Origin of the sequence: Nocardia sp. GP40, from assembly GCF_050434125.1 — a bacterium.
GTDB classification, from domain to species: Bacteria; Actinomycetota; Actinomycetes; order Mycobacteriales; family Mycobacteriaceae; genus Nocardia; species Nocardia albiluteola.
In genome coordinates this window covers 436,955-453,240 of the sequence record NZ_JBNPVW010000004.1, presented here as the reverse complement: position 1 = coordinate 453,240, position 16,286 = coordinate 436,955, and the positions used below count along the sequence as shown (strand labels likewise).

Genomic DNA, 16,286 nt, shown 5'->3' with positions numbered 1-16,286 from the left:
TCGTCGGGTACTGGTCACCGCAGTATTGCGACCTCGCGATAAATATGTCAATGGTTGAAATAATTAGCTCCGAGCCTAGTCTGATCGATGTGGAGAACTCGTCACCGGCCGCGGCGCCCAGCGATTCCGCCGCGGTTCGCCGGCGCAATCTCGGGCTGGTGCTGCGGCACATCGCGGCGAACGGGCCGTGCGCCCGCACCGAGATCGCCGCGGCCACCGGCCTGTCGCACGCCTCGGTGACCGGGCTGGTCGCCGATCTCGCGGTGCGCGGGCTGGTGCGCGAGGATGGGGTACGGCACGGCGCGGGGCGCGGACGGCCGCGGCGGCTACTGCGCATGGTCGCGCAGCGGGCGCTGACGGTCGCGGTGCAGATCAGCCTGGAGCAGCTGCGGGTAGCCGTCGCCGATCTCGCCGGGAGGATCGTCTGGCGCGAGTCGGTGCCGCACCGCAGCGCCCCCGGGGTGCCGCAGGACATCGCGGACGCGGTCGCCGCCGCGGTGCGGCGGGCCCGGGCGGCCATCGCACAGTTCCCCGACGCGGAACTCGCACGCCTGGTCATCGCCATGGCCGGTCCGGTCGGGGTGGACCAAACCGTGATCGCGGCAACGGATTTCGGCTGGCTACAGGAGGTCCGGTTGGGCACGCTCATCGCCGCCGCCCTGCCCGACGCGGACTGCCCGCTCGACGTCATCAACGACGCCAACGCCGCGGCCCTGGCCGAGTATCACGCGCACCCTCAGCGTCCGCGCGGGCTGGTCTACATCGAGGCGGGTACCGGCATCGGCGGCGGCGTGGTACTGGACGGACGCATCCACACCGGCAGCCACGGCATCGCCGGTGAGCCCGGCCATATGCCCGTCGCCCTGGACGGCCCGGACTGCTCCTGCGGCGCGCGCGGCTGCCTGGTCTGCTACGCCGGGCCCGAGGCCGTGCTCACCGCGGCCGGGCTGGGCGGGGTGCTGGAGCAGGGCGGACTCGAGCGGGCCCTGGCGCGGTTCGCCGCTGCCGTGGACGCCGCGGATCCGGCCGCACTGGCCGCCCTCGAGACGGCCGGGCGGGCGCTGGGCGCGGCGGTACTGGCCATCGCCACGCTGCTCGACGTGGATGAGGTCGTGCTGGGCGGCCTACTGGCACAGTGGTTCACGCACCTGCACCCGGCCATCGACCGGGAGTTGTCCCGGCGGCGGGCACTGGTCCCGGCCATCGAGTTCGACGTCACCCGCGCGCTGCTCGGCGAGGATGCGATCCTGCTCGGGGTGATCGAATTCGCCCGCCGCGCGGTATTTTCCGACCCGGCGACGGTGCCGCCGCTCCCGGCCGATGTCGCGGCCGGGTCCGCCGGCTGAACCGAGTCTGGTCCACCACACACGAATGCCACCACAGGGGCGTCGCACCCTGGACCAAGTCGAGCGAGTCCGCCAACCGAACCCGAACCTCGTCCACGATGCACGAATGCCACCACGGGGGCGTCGCACCCGAGTCCGGACCAAGTCGGTCGGATCCGCGACTGGACCGGGCATCGTCGATGATGCAGGCCGCCGCCGCGCCGCTTGTCGCACCCGGATCGAGGCCCAGTCGGAAAATTGTGGTCCCCCGGGTATCTCGAGTCCGCAAAGTCAGCGAGAAGACGCCCGCGAGCGGGGCCTGGACAACATCTCACCCGGCCGAATTGCCCTGTGGACGACCGGTCCGCCTGTGGATAACCGGTGGTTGTTCCGGCCGTCCCGCACACCGCCGCGGGCACACTGCGTCCATGACCAACCGTGCACCGATCGCAGGCGGGATTCGCGGTGCGATGCCCTCGCCCGCCCCTGTCATCTCGACCTGTTTCCAGGTGGAATCCATTGTCGCCCAGGAGACCACGGAGTATCCAGGCCGCGATCGCGCCCGGCAGCCGGCGCACTGCCGTGCACGCACTCGCGGGGCGCGGGCATGAACGGAGCGGAGCGAATCAATAACACAGCGTGCATCGCGCATGCCGGAGCCGAGCGCCAGCGAGGTGGAGGCATGAGCGCAGCGCAGCGGAGCGAATCAACAACACAGCGCGCATCGCACATGCCAGAGCCGAGCGCCAGCGAGGTGGAGGCATGAGCGCAGCGCAGCGGAGCGAATCAACAACACAGCGCGCATCGCGCATGCCAGAGCCGAGCGCCAGCGAGGTGGAGGCATGAGCGGCACTTCCCCGCGTGGGCCGATGCTGCATCCCCGCGTCACGGTGCTGCGCAGGCCGTCCGGGATCGTGCAGCTGGGATGGGACCCCGAGCGCGCGATGGTGCTGGAGCCGCCAGGAATCGCCGCCGAGACGGTGGCCGAGTTCCTGCGGCTGCTCGACGGGCTGCACAGCCATCCCCAGATCGTCTGGCGGGCGGACGGTTTGGGCATCGGCGCGACCGCGGCCCTGGAGATCCTGGCGGACCTGGATGCCGCCGGACTGCTGACACATCCGCGATCACCTGCCACTCCCCCACGAGTGCGCCGGATCCACATACACGGCCGCGGGCCGCTGTCCGAGGCCATTGCCGCGGGTGTGCGGCGCCTGGGCCTGCGCCCGACCCGATCCCGCGGCTACCTCGCCGCCGCGACGGTCGCGGGCTGGTCGGCAGATCTGGTGATCCTGGCCGATGCGCTGGTGCCCGATCCGATCCTGGCCAACGACCTTGTGCTGTACCGGATTCCCCACCTACAGGTGCGAATGCGGGACGGTCGCGGAATCGTCGGTCCGATGGTGCTGCCGGGCGGCACCAGTTGCCTGCGCTGCGCCGACCTGACTCGCGGCGATTTGGACCACGACTGGCCGCATCTGGCAGCTCAGCTGCTGGGCCGTATCGGACACGGCTCGGCCGCGACCATCACCGCGGCCACCGCCCTGGTGCTGCGGGACGTGGAAACCGTCCTGGACGGCATCGCCGCACGCCCGCCGCTCACCCTCGGCGCCACGCTGGAGCTGGACCCCGACTCGCTCCGAATCGATAAGCGGCACTGGCCCGTTCACGCGGCCTGCGGCTGCCGCACGATCGGCGCGCCGACCGGGCGCGGTGGGACGGGCACCGTCCGATCGTGACCTTCGGGGATGCGCGAGCGGTTGGGGCACGATCCTCAGCGCACGGCCCGCAGCACCAGATCGGCCAGATCGCGCCCGGCCGCGTCGTCCAGCGGCGCGTGGTCCAGCAGCAGCCGATACCACAGCACGCCGTAGACGACGTCGATCAACAGGTCGGGGTCGATGCCGGCCGCGATCTCCCCGCGCGCCGCCGCCCGATCGAAGATCTCCCGCAGCACAGCGCGCCGCGCCAACAGGAAGCGATCCCGGAACCCCTGCGCGAACACCGGATCCAGCATTGCGTGGGCCATCAGGCCGACCAGCACGGGGCGCTGGCCGCGCTCTTGGAAGGTGGCCTCCAGAAAGGCGAGCAGGTCCTGCGGCAGCGATCCGGTGTCCGGAACCGCAATGGCCGAGTCGGCCGCGTCGAGCAGCGCCTCGAGCACCACATCGGCCTTCGAGGGCCACCAGCGGTAGATCGTCTGCTTGCCCGCGCCCGCGCGGGCCGCGATGCCCTCGATCGTCAGGGCCGCATAGCCCCGCTCCCGTAGCTCGTCCACCGCCGCGGCCAGGATCGCGCGACGGCGGTCCTCGCTGCGGGGGCGTCCGAGCGGTTTGTCACCAACCATGGCGACCACTTTACAAGACGCCACGGTTCGAAATACTATCGAGACGCAACGTATTGAAAATAGAGGGAGACGCGCAATGCGCATCGTGATCATGGGTGGCACCGCCGGCATCGGACTGGCCACCGCGGAACGACTGACCGCACAGGGCCACGAGGTCACCGTCACCGGACGCGATCCGGTGAAGCTGGCCGCGGTGAAGGACCGGGTGCACGCCGCCGAGGCGGTCGATGGCGCCTCGCAGGAACAGGTCGCGGCGTTCTTCGAGCGGATGGGCAGCATCGATCACCTGGTACTGGCCTTCAGCCCCGGCGCGGTAGGCATCGGCCCGCTGCGCGAGATCGACCTGGCGGATCTGCGCACCGGATTCGACGGCAAACTGTTCGGCTACCTGTTCGCGATCCAGCGCGCGCAGGTGACCGGTTCGATCACCATGGTGTCCGCTTCCTCGGCCCGCGCGGCCATTCCGGGGACGGTCACGTTCGCCGCGGTCAACGGAGCAATCGAGCGGATCGTCCCGCCGCTGGCGGCCGAACTGGCGCCGGTGCGGGTCAACGTCGTAGCGCCCGGCGTCGTGGACACGGCTTGGTGGTCGTTCCTGCCCACCGACCAGCGCCAGGCTCAGTTCGCCGCGGCCGGGCAGCAGGTGCCCGCCGGGCGCGTCGGTAGCCCGGCGGACGTGGCCACCGCCATCGGCTATCTGATCGACGCCGAATACGTCACCGGCTCGATCCTGCCCGTGGACGGCGGGTTCACCGTGGCCTGAGATCCGCCGATCCGGGCCACGCGAGCGCGGTGTCCGGCCCCGTGAACAGCGGGACTGTGACCCACGCCACGCGGTCCGGATTTAGCGAATTCTCATGGCACACCGGCCGGTACGTCCGCCATGATGGGGAGGTGTCAGAGATTGTGAGTCGGCGCTCGTCGCGCAATGCCAAGCTGGCGAAAATTCCGCTGGGCATTGCGGGGCGCGCCGCCGTGGGTTTCGGCCGCAAGCTCGCCGGGGGCGACAAGGAGGAGATCAACGCGCAGCTGAATCAGAAGGCCGCCGAGCAGCTGTTCTCCATCCTGGGCGAGCTCAAGGGCGGCGCTATGAAATTCGGGCAGGCGCTGTCGGTCATGGAGGCCGCGGTGCCGCCGGAATTCGGTGAGCACTACCGTGAGGCGCTCACCAAGTTGCAGGCCGCTGCCCCGCCGATGCCCACCGCCTCGGTACACCGGATGCTGGATCAGCAGCTCGGCACCGGCTGGCGCAAGCGCTTCCGCGATTTCGACGAGCAGCCGGCCGCCTCGGCCAGCATCGGCCAGGTGCATCGGGCGGTGTGGTCCGACGGGCGCGAGGTGGCGGTGAAGGTGCAGTATCCGGGTGCCGACGAGGCGCTGCGCGCCGACCTGAAGACTCTGAACCGCATGGGCGGGGCCATCGCGAGCATCCTGCAGGCCTCCGACGTGAAGCCCGTCCTCGCCCAGATCAGCGAGCACATGGAGGAGGAGCTGGACTACCGGATCGAGGCGTCGAATCAGCGTGCGTTCGCGAAGGGTTTCGCCGGGCACCCGCAGATCCTGGTGCCGAGGGTGGTCGCCAGCGCCCCGAAGGTGATCGTCACCGAATGGCTCGCCGACGCTACCCCGCTGTCGGCAATCATCAAGCGGGGCAACGAGGATCCCGAGGGCACCCAAGAGCTGCGCAACCGGGTCGCCGGGCTGATGGGTGAGTTCGACTTCTCCTCCCCCGCGACATGCGGTCTGCTGCACGGCGATCCGCATCCGGGCAACTTCATGATGCTGCCCGACGGCCGTCTCGCGGTCATCGACTTCGGCATGTGCGCACCGCTGCCCGGCGGCTTCCCGCCGATCCTGGGGCAGATGGTGGCGTTCGCCGTCGACGACCGATTCGACGAGCTGACGCGGCTGATGTCCGACAACGGCTGGGTCATCCCCGGCAAGACGGTCACCGCCGAGGAAATCTCGAACTTCCTGCGCCCCTTCACCGATCCCATTCGCACCGACACCTTCCACTTCACTCGCCGATGGATGCAGCGGGTCGCGGGCAGGGCCACCGACGTCACCAGTGCCGAGATGCGCACCTCTTGGTCGTTGCAGCTGCCGCGCGAGCACTCGATGATCTTCCGGGTGCTGATGGGATCAATCGGGATCTGCGCGCAGCTCGACGCGGAGGTCCCGTTCATGCAGCTGATGCAGGACTGGGTCCCCGGCTACGCCGAACACCTCCGCGCCAGTTGATTTTTCGCACCGCCCATACCGAGAACACCCCGGAAAGGCCGAAGCCCCGCATCTGATGGTTCAGATGCGGGGTTTGGTGATGCCCCCCGTGAAAGACGGGGCGGCTCATGCCACGGTGACCTTGCGCGGGCGGCCACGCGGCCGCTTGCGGGCGATCACAACACCCTGTTCGAAGATCTCGCCGCCCCAGACACCCCAGGGCTCAGCACGATCCAGGGCGGCGCTCAGGCAGCCCTTGCGGATCGGGCAGGATGCGCACAGTGCCTTCGCCTCTTCCAACTGCGCAGGGCTCTCGGCGAACCACAGGTCGGGGTTTCCGACCCGGCAGGGGAGGGTGAGCGAGACTCCGCGAGGGCGGGAAGTCGGGGCCACGGGTGTACGGCATGTCACGCGAAAAGCGGTCGCGGTAGACACGTCTTGCTCCTTCAGCTCGTGCAGCGGTCAACTTGTGTGGAAGTAACTGCGTTCTTCCGCGAAACCGGTGCCGGTGGCTGGAGGCCTTAAAAATATTGGCCACGGTTTCGCTTCTGCGATCCGTGGCCAGGAGGCTGGTGGGGGTTTTTCCCTACCTGAGTCGACTTCGGTGTCGACTCCTGATCACGGTCGCTGGGTCTGCCTCGCGGAGGCGGGCTGCCGGCAGGTAGGCCGGGTTCACTCCGGAATCACCTGCATGGGCGCCGACGAAGGTGTTCGTCGGGTGCCAGCTCCGCTGGGGCTTGTCCGCTTTGATCACACGCTTCGGCGCTTGCAATTCGGCACCGAAAACGCTTGTGATGCGGGTGGACAGACCGGTCCTCTGCATGAGGACCCCCCGGGAGACGGACACGGACGAAATCGCCGACGCGGCAAGGCCGGTCGGGGCAAAGGCGTTCACGATGCCGTTCATTGGTCTGTCTCCCTCCATAACTCGTTGTCCGTTAGATCACTGTGCGCAACGGAATGACCTCCCGGTGCACGCAAACCACCCTACGGGTGGCTTACACGGCCGCACAACCTATTTTTCACCTGCAGTTTTGGGGGCTTGCGCACGCTCGCGCGAGCGCACCATGGCCAGCACGTCGGCCCCGAACTGACGCAGCTTCTTCGCGCCGATGCCGGGGATCGCGACCAGCGCGCGATCGTCGGCCGGACGCTGCTCGGCGATCGCGGTGAGCGTGGTGTCGCTGAACACCACGAAGTGCGGCACCGACAGCTCGTCGGCCTTCTCCCGCCGCCAGTCCTGCAGGGCGGCAAGCAACTCGGTATCCAGCTCGGCCGGGCAGCGCGAGCAGCGCCCCAGCATGGTCGATGCGGTGCCGAGCAGCGGGCGGTTGCAGATCCGGCACCGGGGATGCTCTCGCTTCGGGCCGCGCCGCTCGCCCCCGGCCTGCGCGATCCGCGAGGCGGGCGAATCCTCGGGGACCAGGCCGTTGAGGAATCGGCTGCGGCGGCGGGTCTTTCGCCCACCGCGCGAGAGCGCCCAGGACAGTTGCAGGTGTTCGCGCGCGCGGGTGACGCCGACATAGAGCAGTCGGCGCTCCTCCTCGAGGGCGGCCTCGTCCGCCACCGCCCCGCCCTCGCCCAGGACGTGCGCGATCGGCAGCGTGCCGTCGGCCAGGCCGACCAGGAACACCGCATCCCATTCCAGCCCCTTGGCCGCGTGCAGCGAGGCTAGGGTGACCCCCTGCACGGTCGGTGGGTGCCGCGCCTCGGCCCGGAGGCCGAGTTCGCGCAGCAGACCGGCCAGCTCGAGGTCGGGATCCTGCTCGGCCAGCTCCTCGGTGAGCCGCACGAGCGCGACGAGCGAGGCCCAGCGCTCACGCGCCTGCGCACCGCTTGGCTCGGTGGCCGTCAGTCCCAGGCGCGACAGCGCCGCGCGAACGAGCGTGACCAGCTCCGGGCCGCGCGCATCGGGCAGATCCTCGCGCGCGGCGGCCTGCCGCAGCGCCTGCACCGCCTGTCGGACCTCGGCGCGCTGGAAGAAGCCCTCGCCGCCGCGTACCTGGTACGGAATCCCGGCCTCGGTGAGTGCCTGCTCGTACACCTCGGACTGGGCATTGATGCGGTAGAGCACGGCAATCTCAGCCGCGGGCACACCCTTGCCGAGCAGGCGGGCGATCGACTTGACGACCGCGAGGGCCTCCGCCGACTCGTCCTCGTATTCGGCGAAGGCCGGCTCCGGGCCGTTGGGGCGCTGGCCGATCAGCTGCAGGCGGGTACCGGCGATTCGGCCGTGGGCCGCGCCGATCACCCGGTTGGCGAGCGAGACGACCTGCGGAGTCGAGCGATAGTCCCGCTCGAGCCGCACCACCGTGGCCTCCGGGAAGCGGCGGGAGAAGTCGAGCAGATAGCTCGGACTCGCGCCGGTGAAGGAGTAGATGGTCTGGTTGGCATCGCCGACGACGGTCAGATCGTCGCGCCCGCCCAGCCAGGCATCGAGCACGCGCTGCTGCAGCGGGGTGACGTCCTGGTATTCGTCGACCACGAAGCAGCGGTACCGGCCGCGGAACTCCTCGGCGACGGCCGGATAGCCCTCCAGGGCGGCCGCGGTGTGCAGCAGCAGATCGTCGAAGTCGAGCAGGACGCCCTCGGCGCTGGTCTTGAGCGCCTCGTACCCGGTGTAGACATCGGCGACGCGACGCGGCTCGTACGGCGTCTCGCGATGCCGGCGGGCCGCCGCGGCGGCGTAGTCCTCGGGGGCGATGAGCGAGGCCTTGGCCCATTCGATCTCACCGGCCAGATCTCGCACGCTCTCGGTCGCGGTGGACAGGCCCGCCCGATTCGCGGCCTGGGCCACGATCGGGAATTTACTGTCGATCAGCCGCCAGGGCACCTCGCCGACGACCTGCGGCCAGAAGTAGCGCAGCTGCCGCAGCGCGGCCGCGTGGAAGGTGCGGGCCTGCACCGTATTTGCCTCACCGCCCAGGCCGAGCGTGCGCAGCCGCGCGCGCAGCTCACCCGCCGCACGTGCGGTGAAGGTGACCGCCAGCACCTGATCGGCCCGCACGTGCCCGGCCGAGACGAGGTGGGCGATGCGATGGGTGATCGTGCGCGTCTTGCCCGTGCCGGCGCCCGCGAGCACGCAGACCGGCCCGCGCGGCGCGCGGACCGCCGCGGCCTGCTCGGGGTCGAGACCGTCGAGCACGGGGCGCGGGGCGGAGGTCGGGGCGGGCACGGGCTCCATCATGACAGCGAGGTCCGACAGATCGGGCCGGGCCGCCGGAGATCCGGACGAACCGCCGCGGCGCGAGGCTACCGCACCCCCGCGAATTCGAGGAGAAACCGCTCGCGGACGTGCGCTACAGTGACGAATCGATAGGTTTCACAACGGAGAAGACGGGGGCGCGGTCGATGACCACACCGACGGCGGCACAGCGGGTTTCTCGCGAGGGTCACAAGGGGAGTGACCGATGAGCCATCCCCCGGAACCACCGAATTCACCGCAGCCCGGTCAGCCGGACGAGGAGGCGGGCAAGCCGACCCTCTTCTATTCGGGCCAGCCGAATCAGACGCCCGGCGCGCCGCCCGAGCCGCCCGCACCGGGACAGCTGTACCCGGCCGAACAGGCCACTCACCTGTACTCGGGCCAGCAACCCACTCCCGGCCAGGCATACCCGGCCGATCAGGCCACGCACCTGTACACGGGTCAGCAGTCCATGCCCGGACAGCAACCGACGCCCGGCCAGGCATACCCGGCGGACCAGGCCACGCACCTGTACACGGGTCAGCCCTATCCGAGCGAGCAGCCCACGCAACAGATCTCGGATCCGCAGCAGCCGTATACCGCTGCGCCGCAGGCTTATTCGCAGAATCAGCCCTACACACCCGGGCCGCAGCCCTACGCCGCCGCCGACCAGGGCTACCCGCCACCGGGCCAGTACCCGCCCGGTCAGCCGGGTCCGTACACGATGGGGCAGTACCCGCAGACCCAGGGCTATCCCCCCGGCCAGATCCCGCCGGGGCAGATCCCGCCGTACGGCACGGGTGGACCCTCCGGGTCCGGAGGCGGGGGCACCAACATTCCCCTGATCATCGCGGTGGCACTGGTGGGCCTGATCGTCGTGGGCGTGGCGGGCTACTTCATCCTGCGTCCGAGCCACCACAGCGACAACAACGTCGCCACCGGTACGTCCACCTCGTCGGCACCCGAGACCACCACCAGCGACATGCCGACCACGACCACCGAGATGCCGACCACCGCGGCGAACGTGTGGATCGCCGCCATCTACAACGAGAACACCCACCAGGTCTCCTGGGCCAAGAGCACGATCGGCTCCGCGGATGCCCAGTTGCGCGCGGAGAACGAGTGCGGCACCGGCTGCGGTAATGCGGCGTGGGCCGAGAACGAATGCATCGCCATCGCCATCGGCGGGGGCGACGGCTGGGGATCCAGCGGCGGCACCACGGCCATCGATGCCCAGAACAAGGCGATCAACATCGCGGAGACCAAGTACAACGTCCAGGGCCCGTTCCACACCTGGTCCAAGTGCACCACGGACAACTGACGATCCGGCCGCACCCCGGGGCGGTCCGGCGGAATCCGGCCTTCGATCCGCTTGCCCCGCCCCGGGAGTGACCGGCGGAACTACCCCCGTTGGGAACACGGGTGGACCGTTCGATGTTGAATGAGCCGTGACTGCGACAGACCTGACCATGTACTCGACGACCTGGTGCGGCTACTGCCGCCGCCTCGAGAAGCAACTCGACGAGGCCGGGATCACCTACACCAAGATCGATATCGAGGAGAATCCCGAGGCCGCCGAGTTCGTCGGCAGCGTCAACGGCGGCAACCACGTGGTGCCGACCGTCAAGTACGCCGACGGATCCACCGCCACCAACCCCAGCCTGGTGCAGGTCAAGCAGGCCCTGGCCGCCATCGCCTGACGATCCGGAAATTCCGTCGTCCCGGCAGCACATGCGCCGGGACGGCGGTGTTCGTTCACGCCGCGGCGGCCCAGGATTCGACGATGGTCCGCGCGATCGAGATCGACCCCGGCAGCAGCAGCCGATGCTGCTCCGGATCGCTCGTCGTCGCGCCCGTGATCGACCCCCACGCGCCCGCGGCCAAGGCCGTGCGCACCTCCTCGCGGGTGAACCAGTGCGCCTCGGCGATCTCGCCGTCGGCAAAGACCAGCGGCTGATCCGGATCGCCCACCGCGGTGAAGCCCAGCATCAGCGAGCGCGGCAGCGGCCACGGCTGGCTGCCCAGATAGCGGATCTCGCGCACCTCCAGGCCGACCTCCTCGCGGATCTCGCGCTCCACGCACCGCTCCAGCGACTCGCCCGCCTCGACGAACCCCGCCAGAATCGAGAACATCCGCTCCGGCCAGCTGTGCTGACGTCCCAGCAGCACCCGGTCGCCGCCGTCGTGGACCAGGCAGATCACCGCCGGATCGATGCGCGGGAATTCCTCGTGTCCCGCGTCGTCCACGCGCGTCCAGCCGCCGTGCGCGGGCGTGGTCGGAGTGCCGTCGGCCGCGCTGAATCCGGCGCGATCGTGCCAGTTCAGCAGTGCGAGCGCACTGCCCAGCACGCCCAGCATCACGTCGTCGAGGCGCACCGTGGACAGGCCGACCGCGCGCAGGTCCGCGAGCTGTCCCTCGATGTCGTTATCCCGCACCGCCCAGATGTGCGTGCCGTCGACACCGAGGAAGATGGCGCCGGGCGCCGGTTCGGCCGCCAGCGACGTGGCCGACTCCAGCACTACCTCCGAGCCCTCGACGCGAAACTGCCCGCGACGGTTCATGCGCAGCAACCGGGCGGTGGCCCAGCCCTCCTTCAGCGCCTGTTCGTCCGTGCGCAACTCCTCGGCGCGGTCGAGCGCGGAACGGGACAGCAGCGGAACTTGATTCAATTCGAAACCGGGCACGCTGACGAGACTATCCCGCAGAGTCGTCCGGGCACGCGGCGGAGGTGCGGGCCCCGAGTGACACTCCCGTCCAGGAGTGACACAGTGTCAGCATGAACCCGGAGTCCCCCGCGCGGCATCGACGCATCTACCTGCTGACGGCGTTGCTGTTCGGCGCCGGCACAACGCACTTCGTGATACCTGAACAGTACGACAAGATCGTGCCGCCCGCGCTGCCCGGCGAGGCGCGCACCTACACCTATGTCTCCGGCGTCGCCGAGCTCATCGTGGCGGCGGCGCTCTCGTTCCCGCGCACCCGGCGCCTCGGCGGGCTGTTCGCCGCGCTGCTGTTCGTCGCGGTGTTCCCGGCAAACGTGCAGATGGCGGCCGATGCCCTGCGCAACCCCAAGGCACCGCTGCCGCTCAAGGTGATCTCGGTACTGCGGCTTCCGCTGCAAGTGCCGCTGGTGACGACGGCGCTGAAGATCCGCCGCGCGGCGTAGGGCACGATGCACCGGCCGCGAGCCGGTGGGCCCCGAAGGCGGCGACTCGGCACTCGCCGAATCATTCCGGCGGGCCGGGTGCGTCCTCGGTGGGCGACCAGGCCGGCGGAGTTGCCATGATCAACGCGGCCAGTTCGGCGGGGCCCGGCAGGTCGGGTGGGGCTATCGTGCGGCCGGTGCGCACGTAGTGGAATGCGGCACCGACGCGGTCGAACATCTGTGCCTCGTCGGCACCGGTGCGGGCGGCCATCAGCCGGGCCCAGGCCAGCCGGTAGACCGCCAGCTGCATCGCGACCGACTGCTCCTCCGAGCGGGTCGGCTCCGCGCCGGTCTTCCAGTCCACCACCAGCCAGCGCCCGCCCGGCTCGGCGAACACCGCGTCCATGCGACCGCGGATCAGCGTGCCCGCGACGGAGGTCTCGAAGGCCACCTCGACCTCCACCGGATTGCGGTTGGCCCACGACGAGGACAGGAACGCCTCCTGCATCCGGGTCAGCTCGGCATCGGCCTCCCCCTGGTCCGCCTCGCCCGGCAGCTCCAGATCGAAGGCCTGCTCGGCCCCGAACCAGCGCTGCAGCCACGCGTGAAATGCGGTGCCGCGCCGCGCGAACGGGCTCGGCGGATACGGCAGCGGACGACGCAGCCGCGCGGCCAGTTTCGCCGGATCGGCCCGCAGCTCCACCAGCGCGGTCGCGGGCAGCTGCTCGGGCAGTTCCACCTCCCGCACCGTGTCGTCGGCGGCGAAATGCTCGGCGAGCAGGGCATCGACATCCGCGGACCAGCCCTCCGGGTCGTCGAGGGCGGGTTCCTGTGCGCCCTCGGCCTCCTCTGCATCGCTGGGCTCGGCGTCCTCGCCGAACAGCGAGAGCTGCTCGGCCGAGCCCCGGGTAACCGGCCCGTCGGCCACCCGCGCCGGCAGGTCGAACCTGCTTTCCGGCGACAGCTCCGCCAGCGCGGAGCGGACCATGTCGGCGCCCGATTCGATTGCGGCGCGGCGCTTTCCGAGGGGATCGCGGGGCCAGCGCGCGGTGGCGGGATTGTCGGTGAACGGGTTCACAGCGTCCGGGGGCGGGCCCTGATCCCAGCGGTCGATGCGCACGGCGGTGACCAGGCCCGAGCCGGGAGCCTCGGTGGCATGCTTCAGCTCCAGCAGGAAGTCCGAGGGGCCCTTGGGGGTCGAGCCGGTCTCGGCCCAGTGGTGACCCGAAACGAACAGCGCCCGTTCGGTTCTGGTGAGGGCCACGTAGAACAGGCGGCGCTCCTCGTCCAGCCGGCGCCGATTCAGCGCGTCCCGGTGCTGTTTGATCGCATGCTCCAGATCGGCGCGATCGTAGATGTCGGCCAGCTCGAGCACGGGCACGCCGTCGCGGGCGTCCTCGCGCTGCCGGTCGCCGCGCAGCGTGGTGGGCAGTTCGGCCAGCGCACCGAGCCAGGTACCCGCCGCCGCGCCGGACGGGAAGACACCGCGTACCACGTGCGGCACGGCCACCACCTCCCACTCCAGCCCCTTGGCGGCGTGCACGGTCAGCACCTGCACGCGGTCGTGGGCGACCTCGACCTCGCCGGGCTCGAGCCCGTTTTCGACCTCCTCGGCCGCCGCGAGAAAGCCCAGCAGGCCGCTCAGCGTCGCCCGGTGGTCACTGGCATATCCGGCCACGACCTCGGCGAACGCGTCCAGATGCTCCCGGCCCGCACCGCCACCGGCCGCCGCACGACGCGCCTGGGTCTCCACGCCGACGCCGATCGTGCGCTCGACGTCGGCCACCAGCTCCGGCAGTGACTGACCGCCCCGTTCACGCAGCGCCCCCAGCTCCTGTCCGAGGGACTGGATGCGCTCGTATCCCGGCTCCGAATACTGTTCCGGCGCACCGGGATCGGCGATGGCATCCGCGATCCCTGCCCGTTCCGCGGGCTCGGGCGCCACCTCGCGCAACGCCTGCGCGAGCGCCTCGGTATCGGTGATGGCCGCGGCCTGCTCCGGGGGGCGGGAGATGGACAGATCCCGGGCGCGCCGGGACAGCGCGGCCAGGTCGCTGACCCCGATCCGCCAGCGCGCCCCGGTCAGGATCCGCATGGCGGCGCTGCCCGCCGCCGGATCGGCGATCAGGCGCAGCGTGGCCACGACGTCCGCGACCTCGGGGGTGGCGAGCAGGCCGCCCAGGCCGACGATCTCGACCGGCAGTCCCCGCTCGCGCAGCGCCTCCGCCAGCGGCGCGGCATCGGCGTTGCGGCGCACCAGCACCGCGGAGGTGGGCGGCGGCGCCCCCGCGTCCGCGTGCGCCTCCCATTCCGCCGCGATCCGCTCGGCCACCCAATCCCGTTCGTCGGCAACGGTTTCGGTCAGGGCCAGCGCCACCGCACCCGGCACCGCACCGGGCCGCGGCCGCAGCGCGTCTACATCGACGCCACCCTCGGTGTGCCGCAACGGTTCAGCCACCAGATTCGCCAGGTCCAGCGCCTCGGGCGGATTGCGCCAGCTGGTCAGCAGCGGCAGGATCGGCGCGGGAACACCGGGGGCACTGGGAAAGTCGGTCGCGAACCGCGGCAGATTCGCCGCCGACGCCCCGCGCCACCCGTAGATGGACTGCATCGGATCACCGACAGCCGTCACGGCGAGCCGGTTCGCCGCGCCACGCGGCTCGTCGGTCCCCTCATCGCGCCCGGAGACCTCCCCGGCATGCCTGCTCCCACCACCAGACGCACTCTCCCCGACCTGTCCGAATGCACGCCCGCCAGTCGCGAGAGCCACATCAGCACCGCTGCTGCCCTCGCTCCGCACGCCCGCTATCCCAGGCGGAGCCCCGGCATGCATCGGCACGCCGCTCAGCGGCGTCTCCTCGGCACGGGTCGGCCCGTTGTCCGCCGCCGCGATTGCACCTGCGCCATTCAGGTCACCGAACAGGGCGGCCAGCAGGATGCGCTGGGCGTGGCCGGTGTCCTGGTATTCGTCCAGCAGGACCAGGCGGAAGCGGTCGCGTTCGGCGACGCCGACCTCGGGATGTTCGGCGGCGAGGCGGGCGGCCAGCGACATCTGCGAGCCGAAATCCAGTGCGCCCCTTCGGCGCAACTCCTCGGCCAGGCGCCGGACCAGCGGGAGCAGTGCGACGCGTTCGGTCTGCACGGTGACGATGTTCTGCAGCTCCTGGCTGGGTCCGCCGCGCTGACGCGGGCCCTTGGGCAGGGTGAAGACCAGCTTCTCCAGCTCGGCGTGGGCCTGCACCAGCTGTTCGGGTTCCACTAGATGCTCGGCCAGCTGCCCCGACAGCGCGAGTACCGCCTCGGTCACCGACACCGGGGTGCGCTCGGTGTCCAGGTCGCCGTCCCAGGTGGTGACGACCCGATGGGCGAGCTGCCACAGCTGAGTCTCGGTGAGCAGCGTCGCCGAGGGTTCCACCGGCAGCAGCAGGCCGTGCTCGGTGAGCAGGCGTCCCGCATAGGAGTGGTAGGTGCTGATCTCCGGTTCGGAACCCGCCAGCAGCCTGCGCAGACTCCCCGACGGATCGATCTCGCGCACCACGGACGAGCCCGCCAGCCGGGACAGACGGGTGCGGATGCGGGTCGTCAGCTGCTGCGCGGCCTTGCGCGTGAACGTCAGACCGAGCACGGCATCGGGAGCGACGAGTCCGTTCGCGACCATCCAGACCACCCGCGCGGCCATCGTCTCGGTCTTGCCCGCGCCCGCGCCCGCGACCACCAGCGTCGGGCCGGGCGGGGCCGAGATCACCGCCGCCTGCTCGTCGGTCGGCGGCGGCAGCCCCAGCGCCTCGGTCAGCTGCCACGGCGTGATGCCGCGACCCGAATCCCCCGCACCGGGACCGCTCATACCTGCGCCTCGCTGGCGCCCGGCTCCGGCATGCGCGACGCACGCCGTGTCGATGATTCGCTCGCAGGCTCGCTCATTCCTCCGTCTCGCTCGACTCCGCTACCCACCGCACCCATGATCCGCTCGGCCGTGCTCCGCACACGCCTGCGCCGCGCCGAGACCGATTTCCCGCGTGTACCAGGGCACACCGTGTCCCGCTCGGGTGCAGCCGGTGTGCACCCGC

General features: G+C 70.6%; 12 protein-coding genes. 7 read left to right on the top strand and 5 right to left on the bottom strand.

Annotation, left to right across the window (positions count from 1 at the left end; genetic code table 11):
• The first annotated feature begins 89 nt into the window (after positions 1-89).
• Together ABH933_RS15260 and ABH933_RS15255 are read left to right on the top strand one after the other, a co-directional pair.
• A complete protein-coding gene (locus tag ABH933_RS15260; RefSeq protein ID WP_429425472.1) occupies positions 90-1,346 on the top strand; it encodes an ROK family transcriptional regulator in 1,257 nt (418 codons plus the stop codon).
• A gap of 821 nt (positions 1,347-2,167) precedes the next feature.
• Positions 2,168-3,061, top strand: coding sequence for a hypothetical protein (locus ABH933_RS15255; protein ID WP_429425474.1), 894 nt, complete (start codon positions 2,168-2,170; stop codon positions 3,059-3,061).
• A gap of 35 nt (positions 3,062-3,096) precedes the next feature.
• Here the strand turns inward: ABH933_RS15255 and ABH933_RS15250 are convergent, their stop codons facing one another.
• The gene (locus ABH933_RS15250) at positions 3,097-3,669 is read right to left on the bottom strand and encodes a TetR/AcrR family transcriptional regulator (protein WP_429425476.1); all 573 of its coding nucleotides are present in this window, start codon (positions 3,667-3,669) and stop codon (positions 3,097-3,099) included.
• A 76-nt stretch (positions 3,670-3,745) separates the two neighbouring features.
• On the opposite strand from ABH933_RS15250, the gene ABH933_RS15245 reads away from it, so the two are divergent.
• Together ABH933_RS15245 and ABH933_RS15240 are read left to right on the top strand one after the other, a co-directional pair.
• Positions 3,746-4,432: an SDR family oxidoreductase gene (locus ABH933_RS15245; protein WP_429425478.1), complete on the top strand. Its 687-nt coding sequence runs from the start codon at positions 3,746-3,748 to the stop codon at positions 4,430-4,432.
• Positions 4,433-4,563: 131 nt separating this feature from the next.
• Positions 4,564-5,910, top strand: coding sequence for an ABC1 kinase family protein (locus ABH933_RS15240; protein WP_429425602.1), 1,347 nt, complete (start codon positions 4,564-4,566; stop codon positions 5,908-5,910).
• A 105-nt stretch (positions 5,911-6,015) separates the two neighbouring features.
• Here ABH933_RS15240 and ABH933_RS15235 read toward each other — a convergent pair whose 3' ends face one another.
• Positions 6,016-6,282: a WhiB family transcriptional regulator gene (locus tag ABH933_RS15235; protein ID WP_215922600.1), complete on the bottom strand. Its 267-nt coding sequence runs from the start codon at positions 6,280-6,282 to the stop codon at positions 6,016-6,018.
• Between the two features lie 622 nt (positions 6,283-6,904).
• Entirely contained in the window at positions 6,905-9,073 is a 2,169-nt protein-coding gene (locus tag ABH933_RS15230; RefSeq protein ID WP_429425604.1) for an ATP-dependent DNA helicase UvrD2, read from the bottom strand.
• A gap of 226 nt (positions 9,074-9,299) precedes the next feature.
• Here ABH933_RS15230 and ABH933_RS15225 point away from each other — a divergent pair, with 226 nt between their 5' ends.
• Both ABH933_RS15225 and ABH933_RS15220 read left to right on the top strand, forming a co-directional pair.
• On the top strand, positions 9,300-10,394 hold the full coding sequence (locus ABH933_RS15225; protein ID WP_429425481.1) for a DUF4189 domain-containing protein: 1,095 nt from the start codon (positions 9,300-9,302) through the stop codon (positions 10,392-10,394).
• 127 nt (positions 10,395-10,521) lie between these two features.
• On the top strand, positions 10,522-10,773 hold the full coding sequence (locus tag ABH933_RS15220; RefSeq protein WP_429425483.1) for a mycoredoxin: 252 nt from the start codon (positions 10,522-10,524) through the stop codon (positions 10,771-10,773).
• Between the two features lie 55 nt (positions 10,774-10,828).
• On the opposite strand, the gene nudC is transcribed toward ABH933_RS15220, so the two are convergent.
• Positions 10,829-11,758, bottom strand: coding sequence for an NAD(+) diphosphatase (gene nudC / locus ABH933_RS15215; protein WP_429425485.1), 930 nt, complete (start codon positions 11,756-11,758; stop codon positions 10,829-10,831).
• A gap of 92 nt (positions 11,759-11,850) precedes the next feature.
• Between nudC and ABH933_RS15210 the strand changes: the two genes are divergently transcribed.
• Positions 11,851-12,240 carry a DoxX family protein gene (locus ABH933_RS15210; RefSeq protein WP_429425487.1) on the top strand — a complete coding sequence of 130 codons (390 nt, stop codon included), beginning with the start codon at positions 11,851-11,853 and terminating at the stop codon, positions 12,238-12,240.
• Between the two features lie 61 nt (positions 12,241-12,301).
• Here the strand turns inward: ABH933_RS15210 and ABH933_RS15205 are convergent, their stop codons facing one another.
• Positions 12,302-16,063: an ATP-dependent helicase gene (locus ABH933_RS15205; protein WP_429425489.1), complete on the bottom strand. Its 3,762-nt coding sequence runs from the start codon at positions 16,061-16,063 to the stop codon at positions 12,302-12,304.
• Positions 16,064-16,286: the final 223 nt, after the last annotated feature.

What these genes read in the sequence shown, in the direction of transcription:
- ABH933_RS15255 (WP_429425474.1), top strand. Translation starts at nt 2,168, where the DNA reads ATGAGCGGCACTTCCCCGCGTGGGCCGATGCTGCATCCCCGCGTCACG.
- ABH933_RS15250 (WP_429425476.1), bottom strand. Translation starts at nt 3,669, where the DNA reads ATGGTTGGTGACAAACCGCTCGGACGCCCCCGCAGCGAGGACCGCCGT.
- ABH933_RS15245 (WP_429425478.1), top strand. Translation starts at nt 3,746, where the DNA reads ATGCGCATCGTGATCATGGGTGGCACCGCCGGCATCGGACTGGCCACC.
- ABH933_RS15230 (WP_429425604.1), bottom strand. Translation starts at nt 9,073, where the DNA reads ATGGAGCCCGTGCCCGCCCCGACCTCCGCCCCGCGCCCCGTGCTCGAC.
- ABH933_RS15225 (WP_429425481.1), top strand. Translation starts at nt 9,300, where the DNA reads ATGAGCCATCCCCCGGAACCACCGAATTCACCGCAGCCCGGTCAGCCG.
- ABH933_RS15210 (WP_429425487.1), top strand. Translation starts at nt 11,851, where the DNA reads ATGAACCCGGAGTCCCCCGCGCGGCATCGACGCATCTACCTGCTGACG.
- ABH933_RS15205 (WP_429425489.1), bottom strand. Translation starts at nt 16,063, where the DNA reads ATGAGCGGTCCCGGTGCGGGGGATTCGGGTCGCGGCATCACGCCGTGG.